This window comes from Arcanobacterium hippocoleae, assembly GCF_040360365.1.
In the GTDB taxonomy this organism is placed as follows: Bacteria; Actinomycetota; Actinomycetes; order Actinomycetales; family Actinomycetaceae; genus Arcanobacterium_A; species Arcanobacterium_A hippocoleae_A.
This window is the reverse complement of sequence record NZ_CP136412.1, coordinates 50,497-70,801: the sequence shown is the minus strand read 5'-3', so window position 1 is coordinate 70,801 and position 20,305 is coordinate 50,497. Positions and strand designations below refer to the sequence as shown.

General features: G+C 46.4%; 21 protein-coding genes and 2 pseudogenes. 7 read left to right on the top strand and 16 right to left on the bottom strand.

Annotated features, from left to right (window positions below; all coding sequences use genetic code 11):
• Positions 1–396: 396 nt before the first annotated feature.
• Both RQN30_RS00400 and RQN30_RS00395 read right to left on the bottom strand, forming a co-directional pair.
• Positions 397–2,510 (bottom strand): annotated as a pseudogene (locus RQN30_RS00400) (DNA gyrase/topoisomerase IV subunit B).
• A 302-nt stretch (positions 2,511–2,812) separates the two neighbouring features.
• On the bottom strand, positions 2,813–3,061 hold the full coding sequence (locus RQN30_RS00395; RefSeq protein WP_353060791.1) for a DUF7455 domain-containing protein: 249 nt from the start codon (positions 3,059–3,061) through the stop codon (positions 2,813–2,815).
• 269 nt (positions 3,062–3,330) lie between these two features.
• On the opposite strand from RQN30_RS00395, the gene RQN30_RS00390 reads away from it, so the two are divergent.
• Entirely contained in the window at positions 3,331–4,002 is a 672-nt protein-coding gene (locus RQN30_RS00390; RefSeq protein WP_353060790.1) for an exonuclease domain-containing protein, read from the top strand.
• A gap of 155 nt (positions 4,003–4,157) precedes the next feature.
• Here the strand turns inward: RQN30_RS00390 and RQN30_RS00385 are convergent.
• The 5 genes and pseudogenes from RQN30_RS00385 to RQN30_RS00365 all read right to left on the bottom strand — a co-directional run.
• Positions 4,158–5,495: pseudogene (locus RQN30_RS00385) on the bottom strand (RNA polymerase sigma factor); the annotation flags it as partial.
• 64 nt (positions 5,496–5,559) lie between these two features.
• The gene (locus tag RQN30_RS00380) at positions 5,560–5,718 is read right to left on the bottom strand and encodes a hypothetical protein (protein WP_353060789.1); all 159 of its coding nucleotides are present in this window, start codon (positions 5,716–5,718) and stop codon (positions 5,560–5,562) included.
• A 184-nt stretch (positions 5,719–5,902) separates the two neighbouring features.
• Positions 5,903–6,217 carry a hypothetical protein gene (locus tag RQN30_RS00375; protein ID WP_353060788.1) on the bottom strand — a complete coding sequence of 105 codons (315 nt, stop codon included), beginning with the start codon at positions 6,215–6,217 and terminating at the stop codon, positions 5,903–5,905.
• Positions 6,214–6,438 (bottom strand): hypothetical protein, encoded by a 225-nt coding sequence (locus RQN30_RS00370; protein WP_353060787.1) that lies wholly within the window; start codon positions 6,436–6,438, stop codon positions 6,214–6,216. Before RQN30_RS00370 ends, RQN30_RS00375 begins: the two co-directional genes overlap by 4 nt.
• A gap of 50 nt (positions 6,439–6,488) precedes the next feature.
• Complete coding sequence (locus RQN30_RS00365; protein WP_353060786.1) at positions 6,489–7,313, bottom strand: hypothetical protein; 825 nt, start codon at positions 7,311–7,313, stop codon at positions 6,489–6,491.
• A 155-nt stretch (positions 7,314–7,468) separates the two neighbouring features.
• On the opposite strand from RQN30_RS00365, the gene RQN30_RS00360 reads away from it, so the two are divergent.
• Positions 7,469–8,557, top strand: coding sequence for a polyprenyl synthetase family protein (locus tag RQN30_RS00360; RefSeq protein WP_353060785.1), 1,089 nt, complete (start codon positions 7,469–7,471; stop codon positions 8,555–8,557).
• 175 nt (positions 8,558–8,732) lie between these two features.
• On the opposite strand, the gene RQN30_RS00355 is transcribed toward RQN30_RS00360, so the two are convergent.
• Positions 8,733–9,122 carry an Rv2175c family DNA-binding protein gene (locus RQN30_RS00355; protein ID WP_353060784.1) on the bottom strand — a complete coding sequence of 130 codons (390 nt, stop codon included), beginning with the start codon at positions 9,120–9,122 and terminating at the stop codon, positions 8,733–8,735.
• 156 nt (positions 9,123–9,278) lie between these two features.
• Between RQN30_RS00355 and RQN30_RS00350 the strand changes: the two genes are divergently transcribed.
• From RQN30_RS00350 to RQN30_RS12415, 4 genes are all read left to right on the top strand, one after another.
• Positions 9,279–10,568: a LysM peptidoglycan-binding domain-containing protein gene (locus RQN30_RS00350; protein ID WP_353060783.1), complete on the top strand. Its 1,290-nt coding sequence runs from the start codon at positions 9,279–9,281 to the stop codon at positions 10,566–10,568.
• A 120-nt stretch (positions 10,569–10,688) separates the two neighbouring features.
• A complete protein-coding gene (locus RQN30_RS00345; RefSeq protein ID WP_353060782.1) occupies positions 10,689–11,417 on the top strand; it encodes a protein kinase domain-containing protein in 729 nt (242 codons plus the stop codon).
• 38 nt (positions 11,418–11,455) lie between these two features.
• Complete coding sequence (locus RQN30_RS00340; protein ID WP_353061719.1) at positions 11,456–12,655, top strand: PASTA domain-containing protein; 1,200 nt, start codon at positions 11,456–11,458, stop codon at positions 12,653–12,655.
• Complete coding sequence (locus RQN30_RS12415; RefSeq protein WP_491608709.1) at positions 12,583–12,783, top strand: PASTA domain-containing protein; 201 nt, start codon at positions 12,583–12,585, stop codon at positions 12,781–12,783. Before RQN30_RS00340 ends, RQN30_RS12415 begins: the two co-directional genes overlap by 73 nt.
• A 233-nt stretch (positions 12,784–13,016) precedes the next feature.
• On the opposite strand, the gene RQN30_RS00335 is transcribed toward RQN30_RS12415, so the two are convergent.
• From RQN30_RS00335 to RQN30_RS00325, 3 genes are all read right to left on the bottom strand, one after another.
• Positions 13,017–14,357 carry a class II 3-deoxy-7-phosphoheptulonate synthase gene (locus RQN30_RS00335; RefSeq protein WP_353060781.1) on the bottom strand — a complete coding sequence of 447 codons (1,341 nt, stop codon included), beginning with the start codon at positions 14,355–14,357 and terminating at the stop codon, positions 13,017–13,019.
• A gap of 215 nt (positions 14,358–14,572) precedes the next feature.
• Positions 14,573–15,787: a pyrophosphate--fructose-6-phosphate 1-phosphotransferase gene (locus tag RQN30_RS00330; RefSeq protein WP_353060780.1), complete on the bottom strand. Its 1,215-nt coding sequence runs from the start codon at positions 15,785–15,787 to the stop codon at positions 14,573–14,575.
• Between the two features lie 140 nt (positions 15,788–15,927).
• Entirely contained in the window at positions 15,928–16,350 is a 423-nt protein-coding gene (locus tag RQN30_RS00325; protein WP_353060779.1) for a hypothetical protein, read from the bottom strand.
• Between the two features lie 350 nt (positions 16,351–16,700).
• On the opposite strand from RQN30_RS00325, the gene RQN30_RS00320 reads away from it, so the two are divergent.
• The gene (locus RQN30_RS00320) at positions 16,701–17,324 is read left to right on the top strand and encodes a superoxide dismutase (protein ID WP_353060778.1); all 624 of its coding nucleotides are present in this window, start codon (positions 16,701–16,703) and stop codon (positions 17,322–17,324) included.
• A 156-nt stretch (positions 17,325–17,480) separates the two neighbouring features.
• Here the strand turns inward: RQN30_RS00320 and RQN30_RS00315 are convergent, their stop codons facing one another.
• From RQN30_RS00315 to RQN30_RS00295, 5 genes are all read right to left on the bottom strand, one after another.
• The gene (locus RQN30_RS00315) at positions 17,481–18,287 is read right to left on the bottom strand and encodes an FKBP-type peptidyl-prolyl cis-trans isomerase (protein ID WP_353060777.1); all 807 of its coding nucleotides are present in this window, start codon (positions 18,285–18,287) and stop codon (positions 17,481–17,483) included.
• Positions 18,288–18,559: 272 nt separating this feature from the next.
• Positions 18,560–18,910, bottom strand: a complete 351-nt coding sequence (erpA, locus tag RQN30_RS00310; protein WP_353060776.1) for an iron-sulfur cluster insertion protein ErpA — start codon at positions 18,908–18,910, stop codon at positions 18,560–18,562.
• 106 nt (positions 18,911–19,016) lie between these two features.
• Positions 19,017–19,331 (bottom strand): hypothetical protein, encoded by a 315-nt coding sequence (locus RQN30_RS00305; RefSeq protein ID WP_353060775.1) that lies wholly within the window; start codon positions 19,329–19,331, stop codon positions 19,017–19,019.
• Positions 19,331–19,687 carry a hypothetical protein gene (locus RQN30_RS00300; RefSeq protein ID WP_353060774.1) on the bottom strand — a complete coding sequence of 119 codons (357 nt, stop codon included), beginning with the start codon at positions 19,685–19,687 and terminating at the stop codon, positions 19,331–19,333. The genes RQN30_RS00305 and RQN30_RS00300 overlap by 1 nt, the downstream gene beginning before the upstream one ends.
• 26 nt (positions 19,688–19,713) lie before the next feature.
• Positions 19,714–20,238, bottom strand: coding sequence for a hypothetical protein (locus RQN30_RS00295; protein WP_353060773.1), 525 nt, complete (start codon positions 20,236–20,238; stop codon positions 19,714–19,716).
• Between the last annotated feature and the right edge of the window lie 67 nt (positions 20,239–20,305).

The following is a 20,305-nucleotide window of genomic DNA, read 5'->3' as shown; positions in this document are numbered from 1 at the left end:
AAAGCGTACCAATCTACTCGAGTGCCGCCGCAATCCGAAACAGGAATCCCGAAGACACATGGACAATTATTACGGAAATTTTACTTGCGCATAAACCGTGATTAGATGTTTGACCGGCAAACAAAATATCACCTTTCAGCACCCTCTGCTGTTATCTTCAGATAACTTTTAAGATGAAACTGAAGTTTAGCAGAAAATACCTGCAAGCTGTGGACATTCTATTACATGAAGATTGAAGTTATCCGCTTAAGAAGCTGCATATTCACAATCTATAGAGGTATTTCACACTTCAAATACGTCAAAATAGGATATGGATAACATAAAAAATCGTAAAGACTTATTAGTTAACCACTATTTACCGCCGACTTTTAAAATGTGAAAATAGCTGATAAAACCTCATGCATCGATTTGCTCGCGGGTAATTGAAGTCGCACCATCAACAATAAAGTCTTTTCGCGGAGCAACATCGGATCCCATTAAAAGCTCAAAAGTTTCCTCGGCATCACTAAGCGCTGCTGCATCTTCCATCGAAATTCGCCTGAGCGTGCGGCGCGCCGGATCCATCGTGGTTTCCGCCAGCTGGTCTGCATCCATTTCACCAAGTCCCTTGTAACGCTGAATCGGCTCCTTATATGTGCGTTTCTGCTTTTGTAATTTTGCGAGAACCTGGTGCAGCTCAAAATCGGAATAGGTGTATATATATTCGCGCTTCTGTTTCCCTTTCCCAACTACCTCAACCCGATGTAATGGCGGTACCGCCGCATATACTCTGCCAGCTTCCACTAGCGGCCGCATATACCGGAAAAACAGTGTGAGCAGAAGTGTCCGAATATGCGCGCCATCAACGTCTGCGTCGGTCATAAAAATAACTTTGCCGTATCGTGCAGAATCCAAATCGAATGTGCGTCCAGATCCCGCCCCGATAACTTGAATAATCGACGCGACTTCCTGGTTTTTCAAAATGTCAGCCGGTGAAGCTTTTTGCACATTCAAAATTTTTCCGCGAATCGGGAGCAGCGCCTGAAATTCAGAAGAACGCGCAAGTTTCGCTGTCCCCAGCGCCGAATCACCTTCAACGATAAACAGTTCTGACTTTTCAATATTATCTGAGCGGCAGTCGGCAAGTTTCGCCGGCAATGTGGAAGCTTCCAAAGCATTTTTGCGCCGTGAAATTTCCTTCTGCGTGCGGGCGGCAATACGCGCCCGCATTTCCGCAACAATTTTCTCAAGAACCCGCATATTTTCAGTTTTCTGGTCACGCTTTTTGGAATTGAATACGGCAGTAATCTGCGTATCAACAATCTTCGCAACGATCTGCCGAATTGGGGCGGTACCAAGAATTTCTTTCGTTTGCCCTTCAAATTGCGGTTCGGGAAATTTAACCGTCACAACGGATGTCAAACCTGCAAGCACATCGTCTTTTTCAATCTTTGCATCACGTGCAGTAACTTTCAGCTGCCGTGCTTTTGCTTCAATTTGCGCACGTACAGCTTTTACTAAGCCGTTTTCAAATCCTTGTAAATGTGTGCCGCCTTTCGGTGTGGCAATAATATTTACGTAAGACTGCTCCAGCTTTTCGTATCCGGTTCCCCAGCGCAGTGCGATATCGACCTTGCATTCGCGTTCTACTTCCTGCGGTTTTAAATGCCCTGATTCTTTATCTAACGTCTGGACGATTTCGGTAAAGGTATCGCTTCCGCTAATTTGAATCACATCAGTAACCGGATGATCCGGAGCAAGAAAATTCACAAAATCAACAACTCCCCCGGCATAGGAAAATTCTTCTTCAACCACTGGCGCGATTTCACCATGCAAACGGTTATTTTCCGGCTCATCACGTTTATCGCTGAGGCGCTCGTCGCGCAGCCGAATCTTCAGCCCGGGAATCAAAAAGCTTTCTCACGCACACGCTCACGCAATTCGGCAAAACTAAATTCGGCATTTTTCGGGAAAATCTGCGGATCCGCCCAGTACCGCACCCGCGTACCAGTTTTGTTTTTTGCAGTTTTTCCCACCACACGCAGCTGTGAGGACTCCACAAAAGGTTCAAATACCGCATCCGGCCGAATCTCACCGTGATTATCTTTAAATATTCCCGGCTCTCCGCGCCGAAAAGACATTGCCCAGATTTTACCGTCACGGTTTACTTCAACTTCAAGACGCATTGAAAGCGCATTAACGACGGATGCGCCAACACCGTGCAGCCCGCCGGAGGCAGAATAAGATCCTCCGCCGAATTTACCGCCGGCATGAAGTTTCGTATACACGACTTCAACGCCGGAAGCACCGGTGCCTGGAACCTCGTCTACCGGGATTCCGCGGCCGTTATCAACTACCTCGACGGAGCTATCAGCGTGGAGGGTAACGAGAATCTCGTTTGCATACCCTTCAATTGCTTCATCGACAGCATTATCAATAATCTCCCACGCGCAATGCATTAAGCCGCGTGAATCCGTAGAACCGATGTACATGCCGGGGCGTTTCCGGACAGCTTCAAGACCTTCAAGCACGGAAAGGTGGCGTGCGGTATATGCTTCTTTTTTACTTCAGTTTGAGTCACTTGGAAATACTATCTATTGTTTCGATTTCAATAGGCATATCCGCGTGCAAGGCTCATCACATCAAATCTAATGTGATGAGCCTTGCACGCTTAACTGCACTAAGCTAATTCACGCTGGACGCTAACCAGCCCGAATCTGAAACGGAAATGGAAATATTGATTTTCCGGGTATACAGGATGATTGAGTTCGGAATCCGGAAGTATCGTCCGGTGACGTGATTTATACTTTCCAGTTATTGCCGATACTGCGGTTTATGCTTGAATTCGATAAGTTTCATCAACTATATCGACTGCAAGATCAGCGATTTTTTCTGCGTGCTGCTTTGCATGGTGTGCGCAAAAGAGCAATACACCGAATTCCAGCTGTACTTTCACGTACGCTTGCGCCCCGCAGGCATCGCAGCGGTCTTGTTTTCCGAGTACTGGTTCTGAAGCTGATGCCGGTAAATTCTTTGCAGAAGTTTGGATATTTTTGATTTGAGAATCTTTCGTTTCGTTCATACTTAGATATAACCATAACTGGAATAAAATATCCGGTGATGTTCACTCCTTTCGCAAATGACGAAAGCGCACAGCAAAATGCGGGTGCGCATGTGGGTGCTTTAGTCTGTGAACGATATGTGTATGCTTTAGTCTGTGAGTGAATTTATGCGTGCAGTTTTGCGGAAACCGGAAGATCAAGATTTTTTGCAGCAGAATATGTTCCGTTAAATAGTGCAATTTCGGAGAACCGTAATTTACCTGCCATAGACTTCAGCAACCCGCTTGCTGTGGTTGATGTTGAAACCACTGGGCTGAACCCGCGCCATGACCGCATCGTTGAAATCGGGGTAATTCTGTTCAATAAGCATCTGCAGGTTGAAGGAAAATTTTCCGCACTTGTCAATCCGCGGCGTGATACCGGCGCAGTTTTCGTTCACGGAATCCGTAACGAGGATATTGCAGACGCCCCTTTTTTCGAAGATATTCAGCTAAAACTTGCGCAAATTCTGAAAAAACGAATTATCGTCGCGCATAATGCAGCTTTCGATATTAGTTTTCTCAATGCGGAGTTTGCACGCAGCGGGAATGATTTGCGGCTAAAGTTATCTCAATCTATTTGTACCATGAACCAATCCCGTATTTATTGTCCGCCTGGTTCACATTCACTGAAAAATCTCGTAGTTCGGCTCGGAATTAAGTATCAGCCAAAGCATCGGGCGTTAGCTGACGCACAAGCCGCCGCTGCGTTACTCCAAACTTATGTTTCGTCGGAATTAATCGGGCAGCGGTTCACGAATATTGCGTTTGACCGCACCGGGAAGAAAGTGCTTCCCAGTGAGCATATCATTCAGGCCTGCACACCGAAATTATTTTTTAACGATTACCGGGATATTACCGGAGCGGAGAAAAATCGGATAGATTCGAAAAGTTCTGGAAAATCGATTTTCCGGATTTGCTAAAGAATTTGCTAAAGAATCAGTATCGCTTTTCACTCGTTTTCAAGCAATCCGGCAATGCAATCAGCCGGCAGCAAGAACACCATTTTCCTCCTGCCGGCTGCCTGCCAGCAACTTGTGAAAACAAAAAACAAAATTTCGCGGTAAATTATCAAAGATTAATCGAGATAATCGCGAAGAACCTGCGAGCGGGAAGGATGCCGGAGCTTCGACATCGTTTTTGATTCAATCTGCCGAATGCGCTCACGGGTAACGCCATAAACTTTGCCGATTTCGTCAAGCGTCTTTGGCTGGCCATCGGTGAGACCGAAACGCATTGAAATTACGCCGGCTTCACGCTCTGAAAGGGTATCGAGAACTTGATGCAGCTGCTCCTGAAGCAGCGTGAAACCAACCGCATCAGCGGGTACCACTGCTTCGGAGTCTTCAATCAAGTCTCCAAATTCTGAGTCGCCATCTTCGCCGAGCGGAGTGTGTAAAGAAATCGGCTCACGTCCGTACTTTTGCACTTCAATAACTTTTTCTTCAGTCATATCAAGCTCAAGCGAGAGTTCTTCGACGGTGGGTTCCCGTCCAAGATCTTGCAGCATTTGCCGTTGGACACGTGCAAGTTTATTAATCACTTCGACCATATGCACCGGAATTCGGATCGTCCGGGCCTGGTCTGCCATCGCACGTGTAATTGCCTGCCGAATCCACCAGGTTGCATAGGTAGAAAACTTATATCCTTTGGCATAGTCAAATTTTTCAACTGCACGCACAAGACCGAGATTTCCTTCTTGAATCAAATCCAGGAAAAGCATTCCGCGGCCAGTGTAGCGTTTCGCTAAAGAGACGACCAGCCGGAGATTCGCTTCAAGCAAGTGATTTTTCGCAGCGTGACCGTCGCGCGAAATCGCAATCAGCTCCCGACGGTATCTCGTGTCGCTAATCTCGGTATTTTCAAGAAGATGACGGGCAAAAAGACCAGCTTCGATTCGTTTCGCAAGTTCAACTTCCTGCTCTGCGTTAAGCAATGCAACTTTACCGATTTGCTTCAGATAATCTTTCACGGGATCGGCTGTTGCGCCAGCAACCATTACGCGCTGCTGCGGTTCGTCTGTATCGTCCGAATCTTTCATCACGAAACCGCCAGACTTTCTGGTCTGTGCTTTATCGTGCTTCTCGTCTTCGGTCTCTTCCGGCTCCTCGCCTGATTCAATTTCTAAATCATCTGCAAGGTCGTGGTCGTCTTCATCATCGTCAGTATTTTCCACATCATCGAGATCAATTTCCTCGTCCTCAAGATGATCTGGTTCATTCGGAGTCTGGATAACGTCGAGTTCTTCATCTTCGGCTATTTCGTCGATGTCAATAGCAGCATCCGTACTATTAGCACTGCCAGGTGTTTTCAGCTTTCGCGAATCTGTTTCAGGCGTTTTATCTTCATGCGATTTCCGCTTTGCAGGCTGTACTTTCGTGTTCTTTTTCGCTGCAGCAGCTGCAGTTTCGGCATTTACACCGCTATTCTCAGATTTCTTTTTCCCGCAGCGGAATCAGAATCACTAGCATTAAAGTCAATCAGCTCTTTTTTGTCAGTAACGTTGCTACTTCTACACTTAGCTGGCCAGTACTTACACGATAGGAAATCCAGTCTGCCTTTGGAGCGACAGTTTTTGGACGTTCAATCACAGCATTTGAAGTACTCTTAGCTTCTGCGGTCTTTTTGGAAACAGCCACGTGTGCCCTTTCATATTGGCGAATGAGAATGAATACGAACTTTGAATGCAAAGAACTACACCGAATCAGTATTCATTCTAGAAAACTCGAGATTATCCGAACTCTAAGTATATCGGCTTAATCTTGATATTTCGAAAATAAAAACATATAAGACTCGACACCTCAAACGTTTTTGCGCTCTTTTTTATTCCGTTTTGTTCCGGAATTGCAGTTTCCAAACCTGTTTCGATGTCCGCAGATAATGTTTGCCGCGCATATCTGCGCAGCAGCTTAGCCGATATTCAGATTTAGTTCCGCCAAGGCGGGGCACTTGTGCTTCAACTGCTTTTACGATCAGTTTTGCGAGTGAATAACTTGGATCCGCAGCAAGTGCATATCGCGCATTTTCCAATGCGGCTGCAGGCTTTCCAATCCACCAAAACAAATAAGCAATTACTGCATACAGTGTTCCTTGCTGCACTCCTGAATATTTCGCAAGGGAAGCAATTTTTCCAATCATTCTTTCAATCCGCGCAATCGGCGGTTCATTTCGGCTGGCTTCCTGGAGGTGTATTTCAGCTCGCGCAATATCAATCTCAGTAATTTTTTCACATTCGCGCTGATTGCATAGAGCAAAAGTGCGTCCCGCAAGCGTAAATCATCACAGCTCCCAAGCAGCGCAGCAATCGTATTGATACCAGACTCATCTTCCGGAAGAATAAGCAGTTCTTTTGACTCCAAGTAATCTCCCCATTGTGCTAACCCAGCACCTCCTTTTATCTGGAACTGGATTATTTCCGCCGATAATGAGTTGAGCAGTTTTTGTTCGTTATCCGCGGCTGCACCAAAGAGTTTGCTGCCGCCAGCGCCGGAGCACCGGATTCGATAAAATTCTGCGCAAAACTTTCAGCTTCTAATGCCGCGTAGCTGTGCACATACTCAAGATTCTCCGCAGCTGATATTCCGTTACCGCAAATCTGCGCTTTCGCAGTTTCCGTTCTCTGCCTGCGGCAAGAATCCTGCGGATTATTTAATCCGGCAGCAGCTGAGCCGCTGAAAAATGCGGAAGAAAGAAGATATTTTGTTTCAATCCACTGCTGATAATCAGTAAGATGTGAAACAACTACGGGATTATCGTATTGTGCGTCAATCGGAATTCGCAGCTTATCGAGAGCAGATTTTTCTGGTTTCTTCCGGGGCTGCGAAGAACTTGTAACTATGCGCTGAATTTGCTGTATTTGTTTAAGCAGCTCAATATTGTTTGTATCTTCGGAAATTTGTTCGCCGTACCAATCAATACTTACTAGCGATATCGGCACTCCGGTGAGAACTTTAGCTACCCGTGAGAAAAGTTTCTTTCCGTAATACATCTTGAGGTTAATCGAGAGAATCGGACCAATAAAATGAATTTGCTGCTGTTTACACCGCGGACAAGTGAATTTTGCGGATTCGCCATCGCCAATCAAAAACGAAATTTTTGAATCGGCAGATGAGTTTTTATTTTCACCGCATGTCACAACGGAAATAACAAGCCGGTTTTTCGGACGAAATCCAAGCACTTGCGGCACTATCGCCACAAGTTCATGCGCATTGTGAAGAATCTGTTTCTGTTTCATATCAGAAAGTTTTGCTCAGTAAGCAAGTCAGTATTAGCGCATCATTGTTTGCTGTGCACAAATAAAACATTTTTTGACAATGTGGACAATCAAAGCTTTCCCGCACGAAATCTGCAATCACAGTAAAAAACTTTATTTTCATTTAAGCTAAGTACATGACCTCTTTGCTTGAACACTATCGGATGCAAGTTAATGAACGAATTTTTCAGGCAATCGATTCGCCTGACTGGTTAGCTTCAATGCGCTCGTCTGACTTTTACGAAGAATTTTCTGCTCCGGCAAAAGCGCTTCTTTCCTATGGCAAACGCACTCGCGCCGCATTTGCCGGATCCGGATGGCAATTGTTTACCGCATTTTCTCCAGATGATGATTTTCGAAATTCGCTGCTTCCAATCACCGCCGGTGCTGCGCTGGAGCTTTACCAGGGATCAGCATTAATACACGACGACATCATCGATACTGCACTTTCACGGCGCGGCCTTCCAGCTGCTCATATTGCTTTTCGCCAAATTCATGAATCCGCAAAGCTTAAAGGTAAATCCGCTAAATTCGGATTGAATTCAGCAATTTTACTCGGAGACTTCCTGCTCTCACTCGCTTGCCATACCTTTGAAAAGTCTGAGCATATAAGTGAAGCAGCATTAACAAAAGCACGATTAATTTTTCATGGCATGACAGCAGAGGTGGCTTTTGGCCAATACCTTGATAACCGACGGGAATTTATGCCGTTTACCGCGAATTACGATGAAGAAATAGCACAGTCTTTTAATGTGATTTACCACAAATCTGCGCGTTATTCCGTCGAATGTCCGTTGAAAATCGGCGCAGCACTCGCCGGAGCAACCGACACACAAATACACGAACTCTCAAAAATCGGTATTGCCTTGGGTGAGGCATTTCAACTTCGCGACGATCAGCTTGGAGTATTCGGGGATGAATCTGCCACTGGAAAGCCAAGCGGCGGAGATTTGATTGAAGGAAAACGCACTGTACTTATCGGTTTGACCCGCAAACTTACATCAGCAAGTAATCGGGAGCTGCTTGATTCTGCACTCGGCAAACCATTGACAGGCGCACAGATATCTGAACTGCAAAATATCATCAAACAGTGCGGAGCTTATGAAATCCATGAAGAAATGATTCAATCCCGCGAGAATGCCGCAAAAGAAGAAATCGGCAAAATGAAACAAAGCTCATCGATTCTTAATGCGTTAGTGCAGCAGCTTAGTTCACGCAAATCCTAGTTGAATTACGTGAAAACACATAAATCAGACGAACAACACATAAATCAGACGAACACTGAAACAATCTTGCTGCGGTCAGATTGCGATTTCATCTTGTGTAAAAGCTAATTCTGCAGAAAGCAGATTTCAGTGCGTTCGTTTCGGTGCAGCGTACAGGAAAGTTTCAATTGTGCTGTTATGCCGTCATAATTGCACGCCGTACGCTGTGAACCCGCCCGGAATGCAGTGCCGCAATCGGAGCAGCATCAAGCTCTGCGTTAAATTCAAGAATCCAAGCTATTTTTTCTTCGTCGCTAAAACCCGCATCCGAGAGTGAAATATATGTTCCTTTAAGTGCGGTAAGCACCGAAAATATCCCGTCATTTTCCGTTAGCTGCAGCCGATGAATCAGCAGTGAATTATTAGCACCGCGCCGAACTGCAACTAATTCGTTTTTCGCAAGCATTGCGCGCACATCACGCTGCCGCACTCCCAGCAGACCCGCAACCTCCGGAATAGAAAGCCACTCGCCGCTTTCCGCCTGATTAAAATGAACAGTTTCACGGTTTTTATTCTCATCCATCATTCGAACAGTAAACCCAAATTTACGCGACAGCTTTACGACACGCCGATGAGTGCACTATTATCTCATTTGTAACATTTGAATCACATTACTCATCTACAATTATTTACCGCAAAAATCACATGATTCACAAAATTCTCAACTCTCACGGAGGCGATCTTGGCAGAACAAATAGCAAAGGGCACAAGTGCTGCAATTGCGACGGCTACCGTAATTGGTTTGCTATCACCCAGCGCAGCGCAGGCAGCCACTTTCACCCCAACGATTCACGGCAACCTTGCGGTGAAAAATAATATTTCACTACCGCAGACAATAAAAACGACGGCAGTACTAAAAACGAACTACCAGGTAAAACAAGGCGACAGTCTCTGGGCAATCGCAAAACGTTTCAAAACTACAGTTGCAGCAATTGAAGCTGCAAATAATATCGACGCACGTAATTACATCTACGCAGGTCAGCGTCTCGTAATTCCCAGCAAAAACCTCCCGCAAACCGCTGCGGCACCCGCTGCCAAATCTTCACCGGCAACCGCTGGCGCAACCTACACCGTAAAACCCGGTGACACGCTAAGCGCAATCGCCGCAAAATACAAGACCACAGTTTCCGCTCTGGCACACGCAAACGCAATCTCAAATCCGTCGCTCATCTACGCAGGCCAAAAACTCAAAATTACAAATACGGCAAATTCCCTGCCAACCGCAGCAAAACCAGCTGCCCCCGCAAATACCGGGAATACCGCAAACACCTCCCCGGCTTTGCATCCGAGCGATACATATACTGTAAAAGCAGGCGACACTCTCGGTGCAATCGCCCGTCAATACGGCACCACCGTTTCAGCAATCGCAAAAACAAACAATATTGCCAACCCGTCGTTAATATACGTCGGTCAAAAACTCCAAATCGGCAATGCACCTGCAAAATCCGCTGCAGGCGCATCTGCATCCACCGCTGCCCGCAAACAGCTGGTTACAAATAACTATCCCGGATACACTTACGCTGAGGAAACTGTTGCTGCAGCAAACAATAATAAATACGCATTAAACGCAATGGGCGCTATTCCTTCGAAAGCGGAGGTTCAGCAAATGATTATTGAGACTGCGAATCAGATGGGAGTAAACCCGCGTCTTGCACTCGCACACGCATATACTGAATCCGGATTTGATGCCACCGCCGTCTCTCCCGCAAACGCAATCGGCGCCATGCAAGTCATCCCCAGCTCCGGCAAATGGGCAAGCCAGCTTGTTGGCCGAAAACTCGATTTACTTAATCCCCGCGATAATATCACTGCCGGCGTTGCAATTATTCGTTGGCTGCAGGCAAATGCAGATTCGCTGGAACAAGGTATTGCCGGATATTACCAGGGGCTTGGCGGAGTACGAAAATATGGAATGAAAACTGACACGGTTCGATATGTTAATGTTGTAAAGGCAGCAATGGCTCGCTTCTGATTTCAACCCCAATATCTAACCGATTCTCATCCCGGATATTTTCGAAACAGCGCGATTAAAAAACAAACACACGATGCGGGCCGTCAATTCGGCTCGCATCTTTTTCGATAGGCTTAACAAGTGAGTACTCTCGATTCCCTAATTGGCAAAACTATCGACCGCCGCTATCTAATAAACGCACGATTAGCGCGCGGCGGAATGGCAAGTGTCTATCAGGCAACCGATCAGCGCCTTGGGCGTGAAGTGGCGATGAAAATCATTCATCCGCATTTGGCTGAACAAGAAGATTTTACGAAACGTTTCATCCAAGAAGCCCGCTCTGCTGCTGCCCTTTCGAACGCCCACATCGTCAGCGTCCACGATCAAGGTATTGCGCAAACGCCTGACGGAGACCGCGCCTATCTCGTAATGGAACTGGTTACCGGGCCAAATCTGCGCCGTGCTTTAAGTGAAAATGGTTCTTTCTCACTTGGAACTACACTCGAAATTGCACGGCAAACACTAACTGCACTCGCCACTGCTCACGAAAAAGGATTCGTACATCGCGACGTAAAACCAGAGAATATTCTCCTTTCCGCGCAGCTTACTAATTCCGACCTGTCATATCGACGGAGCATAAATGCGAAAGTGGCAGACTTCGGGCTGGCGCGGGCTGCATCAGACTCAACCGGAATGCAAACATCGTCTGTGCTTGGAACCGTCGCCTATATTGCTCCGGAAATAGTTTCGCGCGCAAAAGTTACCCCAGCTGCCGATATCTACTCCGTCGGGATTATGATTTACGAATTACTTGCAGGAAAACTCCCTATTCAGGAGAATCTCCGCTTGCGATTGCCTATGCGCATGTAAATGAACCCGTCCCGCGTTTAAGCGATGATGTGATTTGGATGCCGCCGGCAATCGACTCGCTTATTGCATTATTCACGGCAAAAGACGTCCAGCAACGCCCGCAGGATGCGCGGGCGGCACTCAATGTACTGGAAGATATCACTGCTGCCATTGCGGAAGAATTAATGATCCGCAGAATTCCAGTATTCCCGGCAAAACGTACCAGCACACTTTTCGGCACGCAGCGAATTACAGCAGACAGCAATAAATCCGGCACTGCTGACACAGCCGAGACTGCTGCAGCTCTGCCGGATCACGATTCAGAACCGGATATTTTCGCGGAACAAAATAATATTTCTGATTTCCAAATACTCCCAACAGACCAGTTAGATTTGCGTCCGGAAGAAAATACTAATAGTCTCGGCACGTCTTCCACTGCTGGAACCGCAGATCTCAGCACAACCAGCAGTGTACCGAAGCAGCCGCACCGGCAGCACAAGCGCAAAAGCCGTCTCGCAATTTTAATTCCCGTAATTTTACTCTTACTGGGTTTATTTACAGCCGGAGGATACTGGTATTTCACCGCTGGTCCCGGTTTGCGTGTAACCGTACCGGCAATACAATCACTTTCCCAAAAAGATGCTGAATCCAAGTTAAAGCAAGCCGGGTTGAAATTTCAGCTCAAACACGCTTTTTCCGACCATATTGCAAAGGACCTTGCCATCGGTACTGAACCGGGAGCGGGAACAAAGATTCATCCGTCGAATCCAGTGGATTTGATTATTTCCGACGGCGTCGAACAGAAAACCGTGCCGGATGTTATCGGAAAGAGCATGGCAGAAGCAATTTCGATGCTGCAAGCTGCGACTTTCCATGTGGAAACAAGCGAAGACTGGTCAGAAGAAGTCCCAGAAGGCGCAGTAATCAGCCAAGCGCCTGCAGCAGCGGAATTAATCCCGCACGATTCAAATGTGAAAATTATTGTCTCAAAAGGGAGACAACCAATCACAGTTCCAAATGTTTCCGGATTGAAAATCGAAGATGCAAAATCGGCACTCACTAACCTCGGGTTAAAATCTGAGGTCACTGAAGAATTTTCTGATGAAATCGAAAAAGGAACAGTACTGAAACAGGATACACCAGAAGGTGAAACTCGTTACCGTAATGATGTTATCAAGATTACAGTATCGAAAGGTCCAGAGCTTGTGGCAGTGCCAAATGTAGTTGGCCAGCAAGAAGGATCTGCGAAAAAACGTTAGAACAAGCCGGTTTTAAAGTACAAATTGAACGAATTCTTGGCGGTTTCTTCGGCACGGTTCGCCTGCAATCTCCCGGATCAGGTGAAATGGTTCACCCGGGAAGCGTAATCAAACTCAGCGTAGTCTAAAAGCTCCGCTTGGCAGTTTTGAAACGAAAATTCTTTCCCGGAAAATCCGTAAATGGAAAACCGTTGAAATACTGAAGATTATTAACGAATCAGCTGCAGCAAATAACAGCGGTGTTTTCGTAATTTCGGAAAACGAATACGAAAACACCGCTGCATTTAAAAGCTGAAATCAGAAAACACTCATTTTCCGCAATAAGCAATAAGCAATAAGCAATAATCGGTACCGGGAAAACTTACCGATAACGCAATATGTCCGACATTAAAAATGCGATTTCAAGCGCCTGCTGATGGTTGAGCCGCGGATCAACCAGAGTTTCATACCGATTGCCAAGTGTGTCTTCAACAATTTCTTCCACTCCGCCAAGAACTTCGGTTACATCATCACCAGTTAATTCAATATGCACTCCGCCCGCATGCGTTCCCAGAGCGCTGTGGACGTCAAAAAAACCCTTTATTTCAGCAAGCACATCACTCATCCGCCGCGTCTTATATCCGTTTGAAGCGCTAATCGTATTCCCATGCATCGGATCACAAACCCAGGTAACTGGCCGGCCGTCTTCTTTCACAGATGCAATTAATGCCGGAAGTTTTTCCGTAATCTGCTTAGCTCCCATTCGGGTAATAAATGTTAATCTGCCGGCAATACCCTCCGGATTTAGCTTATCAATCAACGCACGCACTTCATCATGCGAAACATTCGGACCGAGTTTCACCCCAATCGGATTCTCAATTTTTGAAAGCATTTCAACATGTGCACCCGCAACCTGCCGTGTACGCTCACCAATCCAAAGATAATGCGCACCAGTGTTATAAAGTTTCCCGGTACGTGAGTCGATCCGTGTCATGGCGTCTTCATATTCAAGCAGCAGAGCTTCATGCGAAGAATATAACTCAACTGTGCGCAAAGACTCGGTATCTGCTCCGGCCGCATGCATAAAACGCATTGCCTGATCAATTTCATGCGCCAACTGAGTGTATTTTTTGTATGCAGGGTTCGCAGAAAATCCCTTATTCCATTCATGCACTTTCGTTAAATCAGCAAATCCGCCGCCGGTAAAAGCCCGAATCAGATTCAGCGTAGTAGCTGATCGATGATATGCATCAATTAAGCGCTGCGGATTCGGAATACGAGATTCGGCGGTAAATTCAAATCCATTCACCGCATCGCCAAAATAAGACGGAAAACTGACACCATCACGTTCCTCAAACGGCTTTGACCGCGGTTTGGCATATTGACCAGCCATCCGCCCAAGTTTTACCACCGGCACAGAAGCACTGTAAGTGAGCACCACAGCCATTTGCAAAATCGTGCGGATTTTTGCCCGAATCCGTTCTGCTGTTGAATCTGCAAAAGTCTCAGCACAATCCCCGCCTTGCAGTACAAATGCGTCACCGGCACTGGCTTTCGCAATCAAACTGGTAAGTTTATCCGCCTCGCCGGCAAATACAAGCGGAGGATAACTGCGTAATTCTTTCGTTACCAACGCGACTTTTTCGGCATCCGGATACTGCGGCTGATGAGCGGCAGGCAGCTCACGCCACGACGTAAATTCTTTTGGAAGTGTTTCAAACATTTGCGGTATGATGCTCGGATTCTCGATAGCTGTGCTCGCAGAATTGGAATTAATCTATTCTGCGAGCACATCCCCGGAACTTTCGCGCAGTTTGCAAATATCAAAACCGCGTCGAAGTCCAAATAGTTTTCTTTATATTCTGTTGCAGCAATAAACGTTTTCATGTGCAATCAAATAATATTTCACAAAATAAGATAACACATTCAAATAAACGCTTAGTTCTGCGGTTCCCAATCCTGACCGATTGCTGCCATTGTTGCTTTGAACCATTCTTGACTGATATCGAAAGGTTTCGCTCCAGCAATCCGCTTGAAGTCAATCGCTTTCATCACGTCGTTATCTTCTTCATCGTTCCCGATTACTCCGGATTCGCCGCGCAATGCACATTCCACAGCCATTTCAGACATTTTGCCGATAAGTTCCAGGTCACGTTCATTTGAAGCTGCAGAGCGGGAGAAGTAACCGGACTTCTGAACCATTACTTTTTCTGCACCAATCGCCTTTGCAAACTGTTTTGCAAACCACTGCCCCGGATTAATCGTATCCAGTTTGACATGCCCGAAAGGATCGCGTTCAACTTCAATCCCTTCTTCAAGCAGTTCTTCGATAATCTCTTTTACTCCGGCACCCTCTGAAAGGAAAATATTTACATTCCCCTGCTCATCCATAATCTTGCGCAAACGCGATGCTTCTACATCGAGATCGAAAGTTATTTCCGGAATGTAAAGACCGTGAATATCCCAACGCTCTTTGGTCAAACCAGCCGAAGGCACCCATTCTTGCTGCGCAAGCCATGCACGGTAATCGTGTGCAGCCTGCGCAGTAAGATAACCGCAGTTACGGCCCATGACTTCATGAATAATCAGCATCCGCGGATTAGAACGGTGTTCTCCAATTACATTCTGGGCAAATTCCGCCGCCTGCTCTGCTGCTGTCCAAGCACCAAGCGACTGGCGGATTGGCACGATATCATTATCGATGGTCTTTGGAAGCCCAACGACTGTCAGCTCATAATTATTTTCATGCAGATATGCAGCCAAATCAGCAGCAGTAGTGTTGGTATCATCACCGCCGATAGTATGGAGGACGTCAACACCGTCGCGACGAAGATTTTCTGCAGCAACTTCCAGCGCGTTCTCGCCTTCCTTGATTAAACCGCGGTCAACAAGATTCTGTGAGTTCGTCAGCTTTACGCGGGAGTTACCGATCGGGGAACCGCCAAAGCGAGTCAGTACCTCAGCATTCTTCCGTGCTTCCGCATCGAAAACTACGTAATTCCCAGTAAGCAGACCATGGTATCCATACTGGTAACCAATAATTTCAATATTTGGATCTTTCTCAGTGTAGAGCTTAATCAAATCGCCTACTGCAGTGGAGAGGCATGGTGCGAAACCGCCTGCGGTGAGGAGAGCTACACGACGGATAGTCATCCGTTTCCCTTTCTCTGATTTTTGTATTAACAAACTTTGAGTTAGTTCGCTTAAATTAAATTTCTTTTCCGAAAACAAACATTGCAAAGCTGATCCTGCAGCGAAAACACCTGAATCACTTTGCAGAAACTGCGCAGCATTTACTGTTGCTTCGCAGCAAGCACCTTTGCGACGGCGCTGCTCAGCGCACGGGCGTCAATCGGGTAAGAGAGAATTGCTTTTGGTTTCGCAACTCGTGCCAACCAGTCGTCTTGCGGACGGGCAATCAACACAATATATGGTACATTCGGATCGATTTCGTCGCGAATCTTCATGCCAAGACCAATCCCGCCGAGCTTCGGTGTTTCCGCATCAAGAATCAGCAAATCAAACTTCTGCTCTTGAACTTTCAGTTCAGCGCCTTCCCAAGTAGCGGCTTCAGTGAAACGAATTTCCGGAAGATTCGCGGCAGCCTGTTTCCCCACAGCACGCATCACATCCTCACGAATAAGACGGTTGTCTGAATAGACCAGAATATGCAAAAATTCTTCATTTTTGCTGTTGGGAGCAAAATCTTGCGCCATTATTTCCTCCAGGAATCGGTTGGCTGAATATCTTATCCGTTATCCGGTTTCGTAAACATTATAAAGACAAACAAGCCGAATATATGATTCATTCTACCTAGAAAAAACAGATTCTCGGAATCGGAAGCAGATATAAATAATAAAATTTTCATCAATTTGCGGATATTTTCTGCTTTTGGCGCACTTTGCGAAAAAATTCTGCCGGAATGAACAATCCGCACTATAAAATGGGATAGTCAGATTAGGCATTTAGACCTATCGCGACGGCATGGTTCGCTTGTAAGAGGAAGCAATAAATGCACAGTGAGCTTATCCATCGCGAAATTCACAACACGAAGGAGAAAACCGAAATGACTATCTATACTCTGCCTGAACTCGAATACGACTTCGCAGCTCTCGAGCCGCATATTTCCGGTAAAATCATGGAACTGCATCATGATAAGCATCATCAAGCGTATGTAACCGGTGCGAACACTGCTCTTGAGAATCTCGCAGCGGCACGTGAAGCTGGAGATTTTTCAAAAATTAATCAGTTCGAAAAAGATCTCGCATTTAACCTCGGCGGGCATACAAATCACTCAATTTTCTGGAAAAACCTCTCCCCGGATGGCGGCGGCGAGCCAGAAGGTGAAATCGCAGCCGCAATCGATGCCGCATTCGGTTCATTTGCAGATTTCCAAAAGCAATTCACTGCCGCTGCTGCCGGTATTCAAGGATCAGGCTGGGCGGTACTTGCATACGATACGATTTCGCACGGTCTGCGCACATTCCAGCTTTATGATCAGCAGCAGGGTGTGCCGGTAGCGACCGTCCCGCTGTTTATGCTTGACATGTGGGAACACGCTTTCTATCTCGATTACCTGAATGTGAAAGCTGATTATGTTAAGGCAATCTGGAATATCGTAAACTGGCAGGACGTAAACGAACGTCTTGAAAACGCAAAAGCAAATACAAATAAGCTTGTCTTGAAGTAATTCGGCCAGATTTAGTTATTCATCAGATATCTCGTTGAATTTCCAGCAGATACGGCAGTGAGGGGTCAACCAAGATTGGTTGACCCCTCACTTACAATAAGCTAAGCCGCGGCTGCACTATTTTCCGTAATCCGGCAGCTGCTTACTAAGCTTTAGCTATTTATCTTCAGCATTTCCAGGCTTTTGATGCGGAAGCTGCCCGATAATATCAACGACTACTGCACCTGGTTTCTCTGAACCAGGAGATCCGATCTTCGGAATAGTAATTAGCACCCGCGACCCGACAGGCAAACCCTGAAGCGAATCAAACATTGTCCCCGCTCCCATAGGAACAGCCTCCGGACCAGATGTACCGTATGTGGTTTCGCCTGAAGAATTATCCCAGAATTTCATCGCATACTGTATATAAATATCCGAATCTTTTTCTTGAATCAGCTCGCCATTACCGCGGGCAATCACCGTAATTTGCTGTTCTTTTGGCGGCTCCTGCCCTGCTTTTACCTTAATCTGCACCGGTTTACCATTACTTCCAGTAATCTCCACCGGCAGTGCTGCTAAATCTGCCTCAACTTTTGCTGCTGGATCATTCGCTTGATCAAGACTATATGCGTCAGCAATTTCAACATAAAATGCAATCACATCATCGGGACCAATGCCGGCATTGGCATTACCGCCAGACTTTCCATATCCCATCTCGGGCGGAACTATGACCACAACCTTCGATCCGACTTTCTGCCCGGAAAGACCTTTCGTCCATCCCGGAATCACCCGCTGCAACGAAAATCCAGAAGGCGCGCCGCGCTCAAATGAGGAATCAAAATGCTTCTCATTCCCCCAGACCTGACCAGTATAGTTTGCAATCACAAAATCCTGCTCCGTTACTTTCCTCCCGGTCCCTTCCGCGAGTACCTGTACGACTAGGTCCTTTGGCGGTAAAGTATCCGGAAAGACGAGCGATACCACCCCATTCTTTGTCTGAGTAGTTAGCTTGGTATCTTTCCAAGGAGCTTTCTGATCTTTTTCTTCAGACTGTGTAGTTTTTTCTGCTCTTCATCCGAGCTGCACGCAGATAACCCGACAAGCATCGAAACAGCAATTAAAGCAGAAGCAATTCTTCGCATATTCAAAATTGTTTTCCTTCAGATAGCAGCCGAAAGTTGCAGCAAAGCTGCCAAACGAGAAGATATTCAAAACGCCAGCCGAATTTTCTTCTCAGTTTGGCAGCTTGCTGAAACTCAGTGGAAAGACTCTCCACAAGCGCAGGTGCCTTTAGCATTTGGATTATCAATGGTAAAGCCTTGACGCTCGATTGAATCTGCAAAGTCGATAGTTGCACCATCAAGATACGGGATAGACATCTTATCTACCACTACTTCTACCCCGTCGAATTCACGAGTAGCGTCCCCTTCAAGCAAACGCTCATCAAAGTAAAGCTGATACATCAAACCGGAACATCCGCCCGGCTGTACCGCCACTCGAAGGCGCAAATCATCACGGCCTTCCTGTTCAAGAAGCGATTTCACTTTCTGCGCTGCCACATCGGTGAGATCCACACCATGAGCAGCATTCTCAACAGATTCGCTCATTTATAACCTTTCATAGCTAAAGATTCAAGTAGTGCTACTCTACATGGATTAATATTAAACAACCAAGATAAACCGCACTGCTTCTACCTCCAGCGAAATTAAATCTCTACCAGCCCCACGTATTTACACATCGGTTTACTGTTTCCCGCAGTGTATGCGCATATTTAAACGAAAAATCATTTCGCTTAACAGAATCATTATTATCCGCAGCAAAATTAAATGTATGAAAAGTACCGCGGGAAGTATCGGCAGGAAACAAATCATAGCTGCCGGCAAGACCAAACCGCGGCAAATCACCGCGGCGCAGCTCACTTTCCTCGGAAATTAATACCAGCGGAACAGCGAACTCGGCAGCAACTTCACTAAGTTTAATCAAACCGCCGGGAACTTGTGCGCCAAGTTTCGCACAAATGTAAAACACTAAATCTGATTTCGCAACTGACCGGCGAATTTCTCTGCCCAAAGCAGTGTTTGAAAACAGAAATTGACTAACCTCCAAAAGATCGTATCCCAACAAGTGAAAGAGGAAACCAAGACCGCCGCCGACGCCGGAAAAGGCTGCTGCTTTGCAGAAGTGAAAAGCATCCGCGGGAAAACAGCCCGCTCAATGCGCGCACTCACCTTACTAAACAAAGTTTCAGCTTCCTGCGCTGCTTCATGAGATACCCCATAATTTGTCCATGATTTTGCCATACCGGAAAACCCAAGTAATTGCTGTTCATCACTATAAGTGAGAGTCAGTGCGGTCTCACTCAATGCAGTACGCAGATTGTTCACACATTCTGCAAGTCCTGCTTCAGAAGCTAATTCACTTTGTTCCAAAAATACAAGTCAGATCCGCCCAAATCAGCAGTCTGCAAATTATTAAAAGCCAAAAGCAAGCCAAGCCCGAGATCAGAGTATTGCGAAAAACGCGGTAAATGGATATGAATCTGCCGCTTATTCGCGTGCAGAGCACGGCGAAGCAGCATCCCAACAGCAGCCGAACTGCCGACAGGAGCCTGTGCTCCGCCATTCCACGCGCTCAGCTCCGCCAAATCAATTAGTAAATAGTCATCATCTGCATCTGAGCAATTATGCGCAAGCGCCGCGCGCAGACCAGTACCGCCGCCGTCACTAAAACGGCCTTGCGAAAAAAGGAAAGTCTTAACTGCATCTGCCGCAGTATGCTCTGCGTTAACAGCTAACTTGCCAGAATCACCTGCAGCTTTATTTTCGTTCGTCTGCACTTGCACACTCCGTGCCTGCAGCCACTGCTGCGCAAAAATCTCTGCAACTTCAGCAGACTGCAGGCACGAGAGCGGATTGCATATCGCGGTAATACGCAAACGCTTAACCCTTACTGTTGTTTTTCATCAAATACTGGTTCGCAGGTAAGTAAGTTCAAAGAACAAC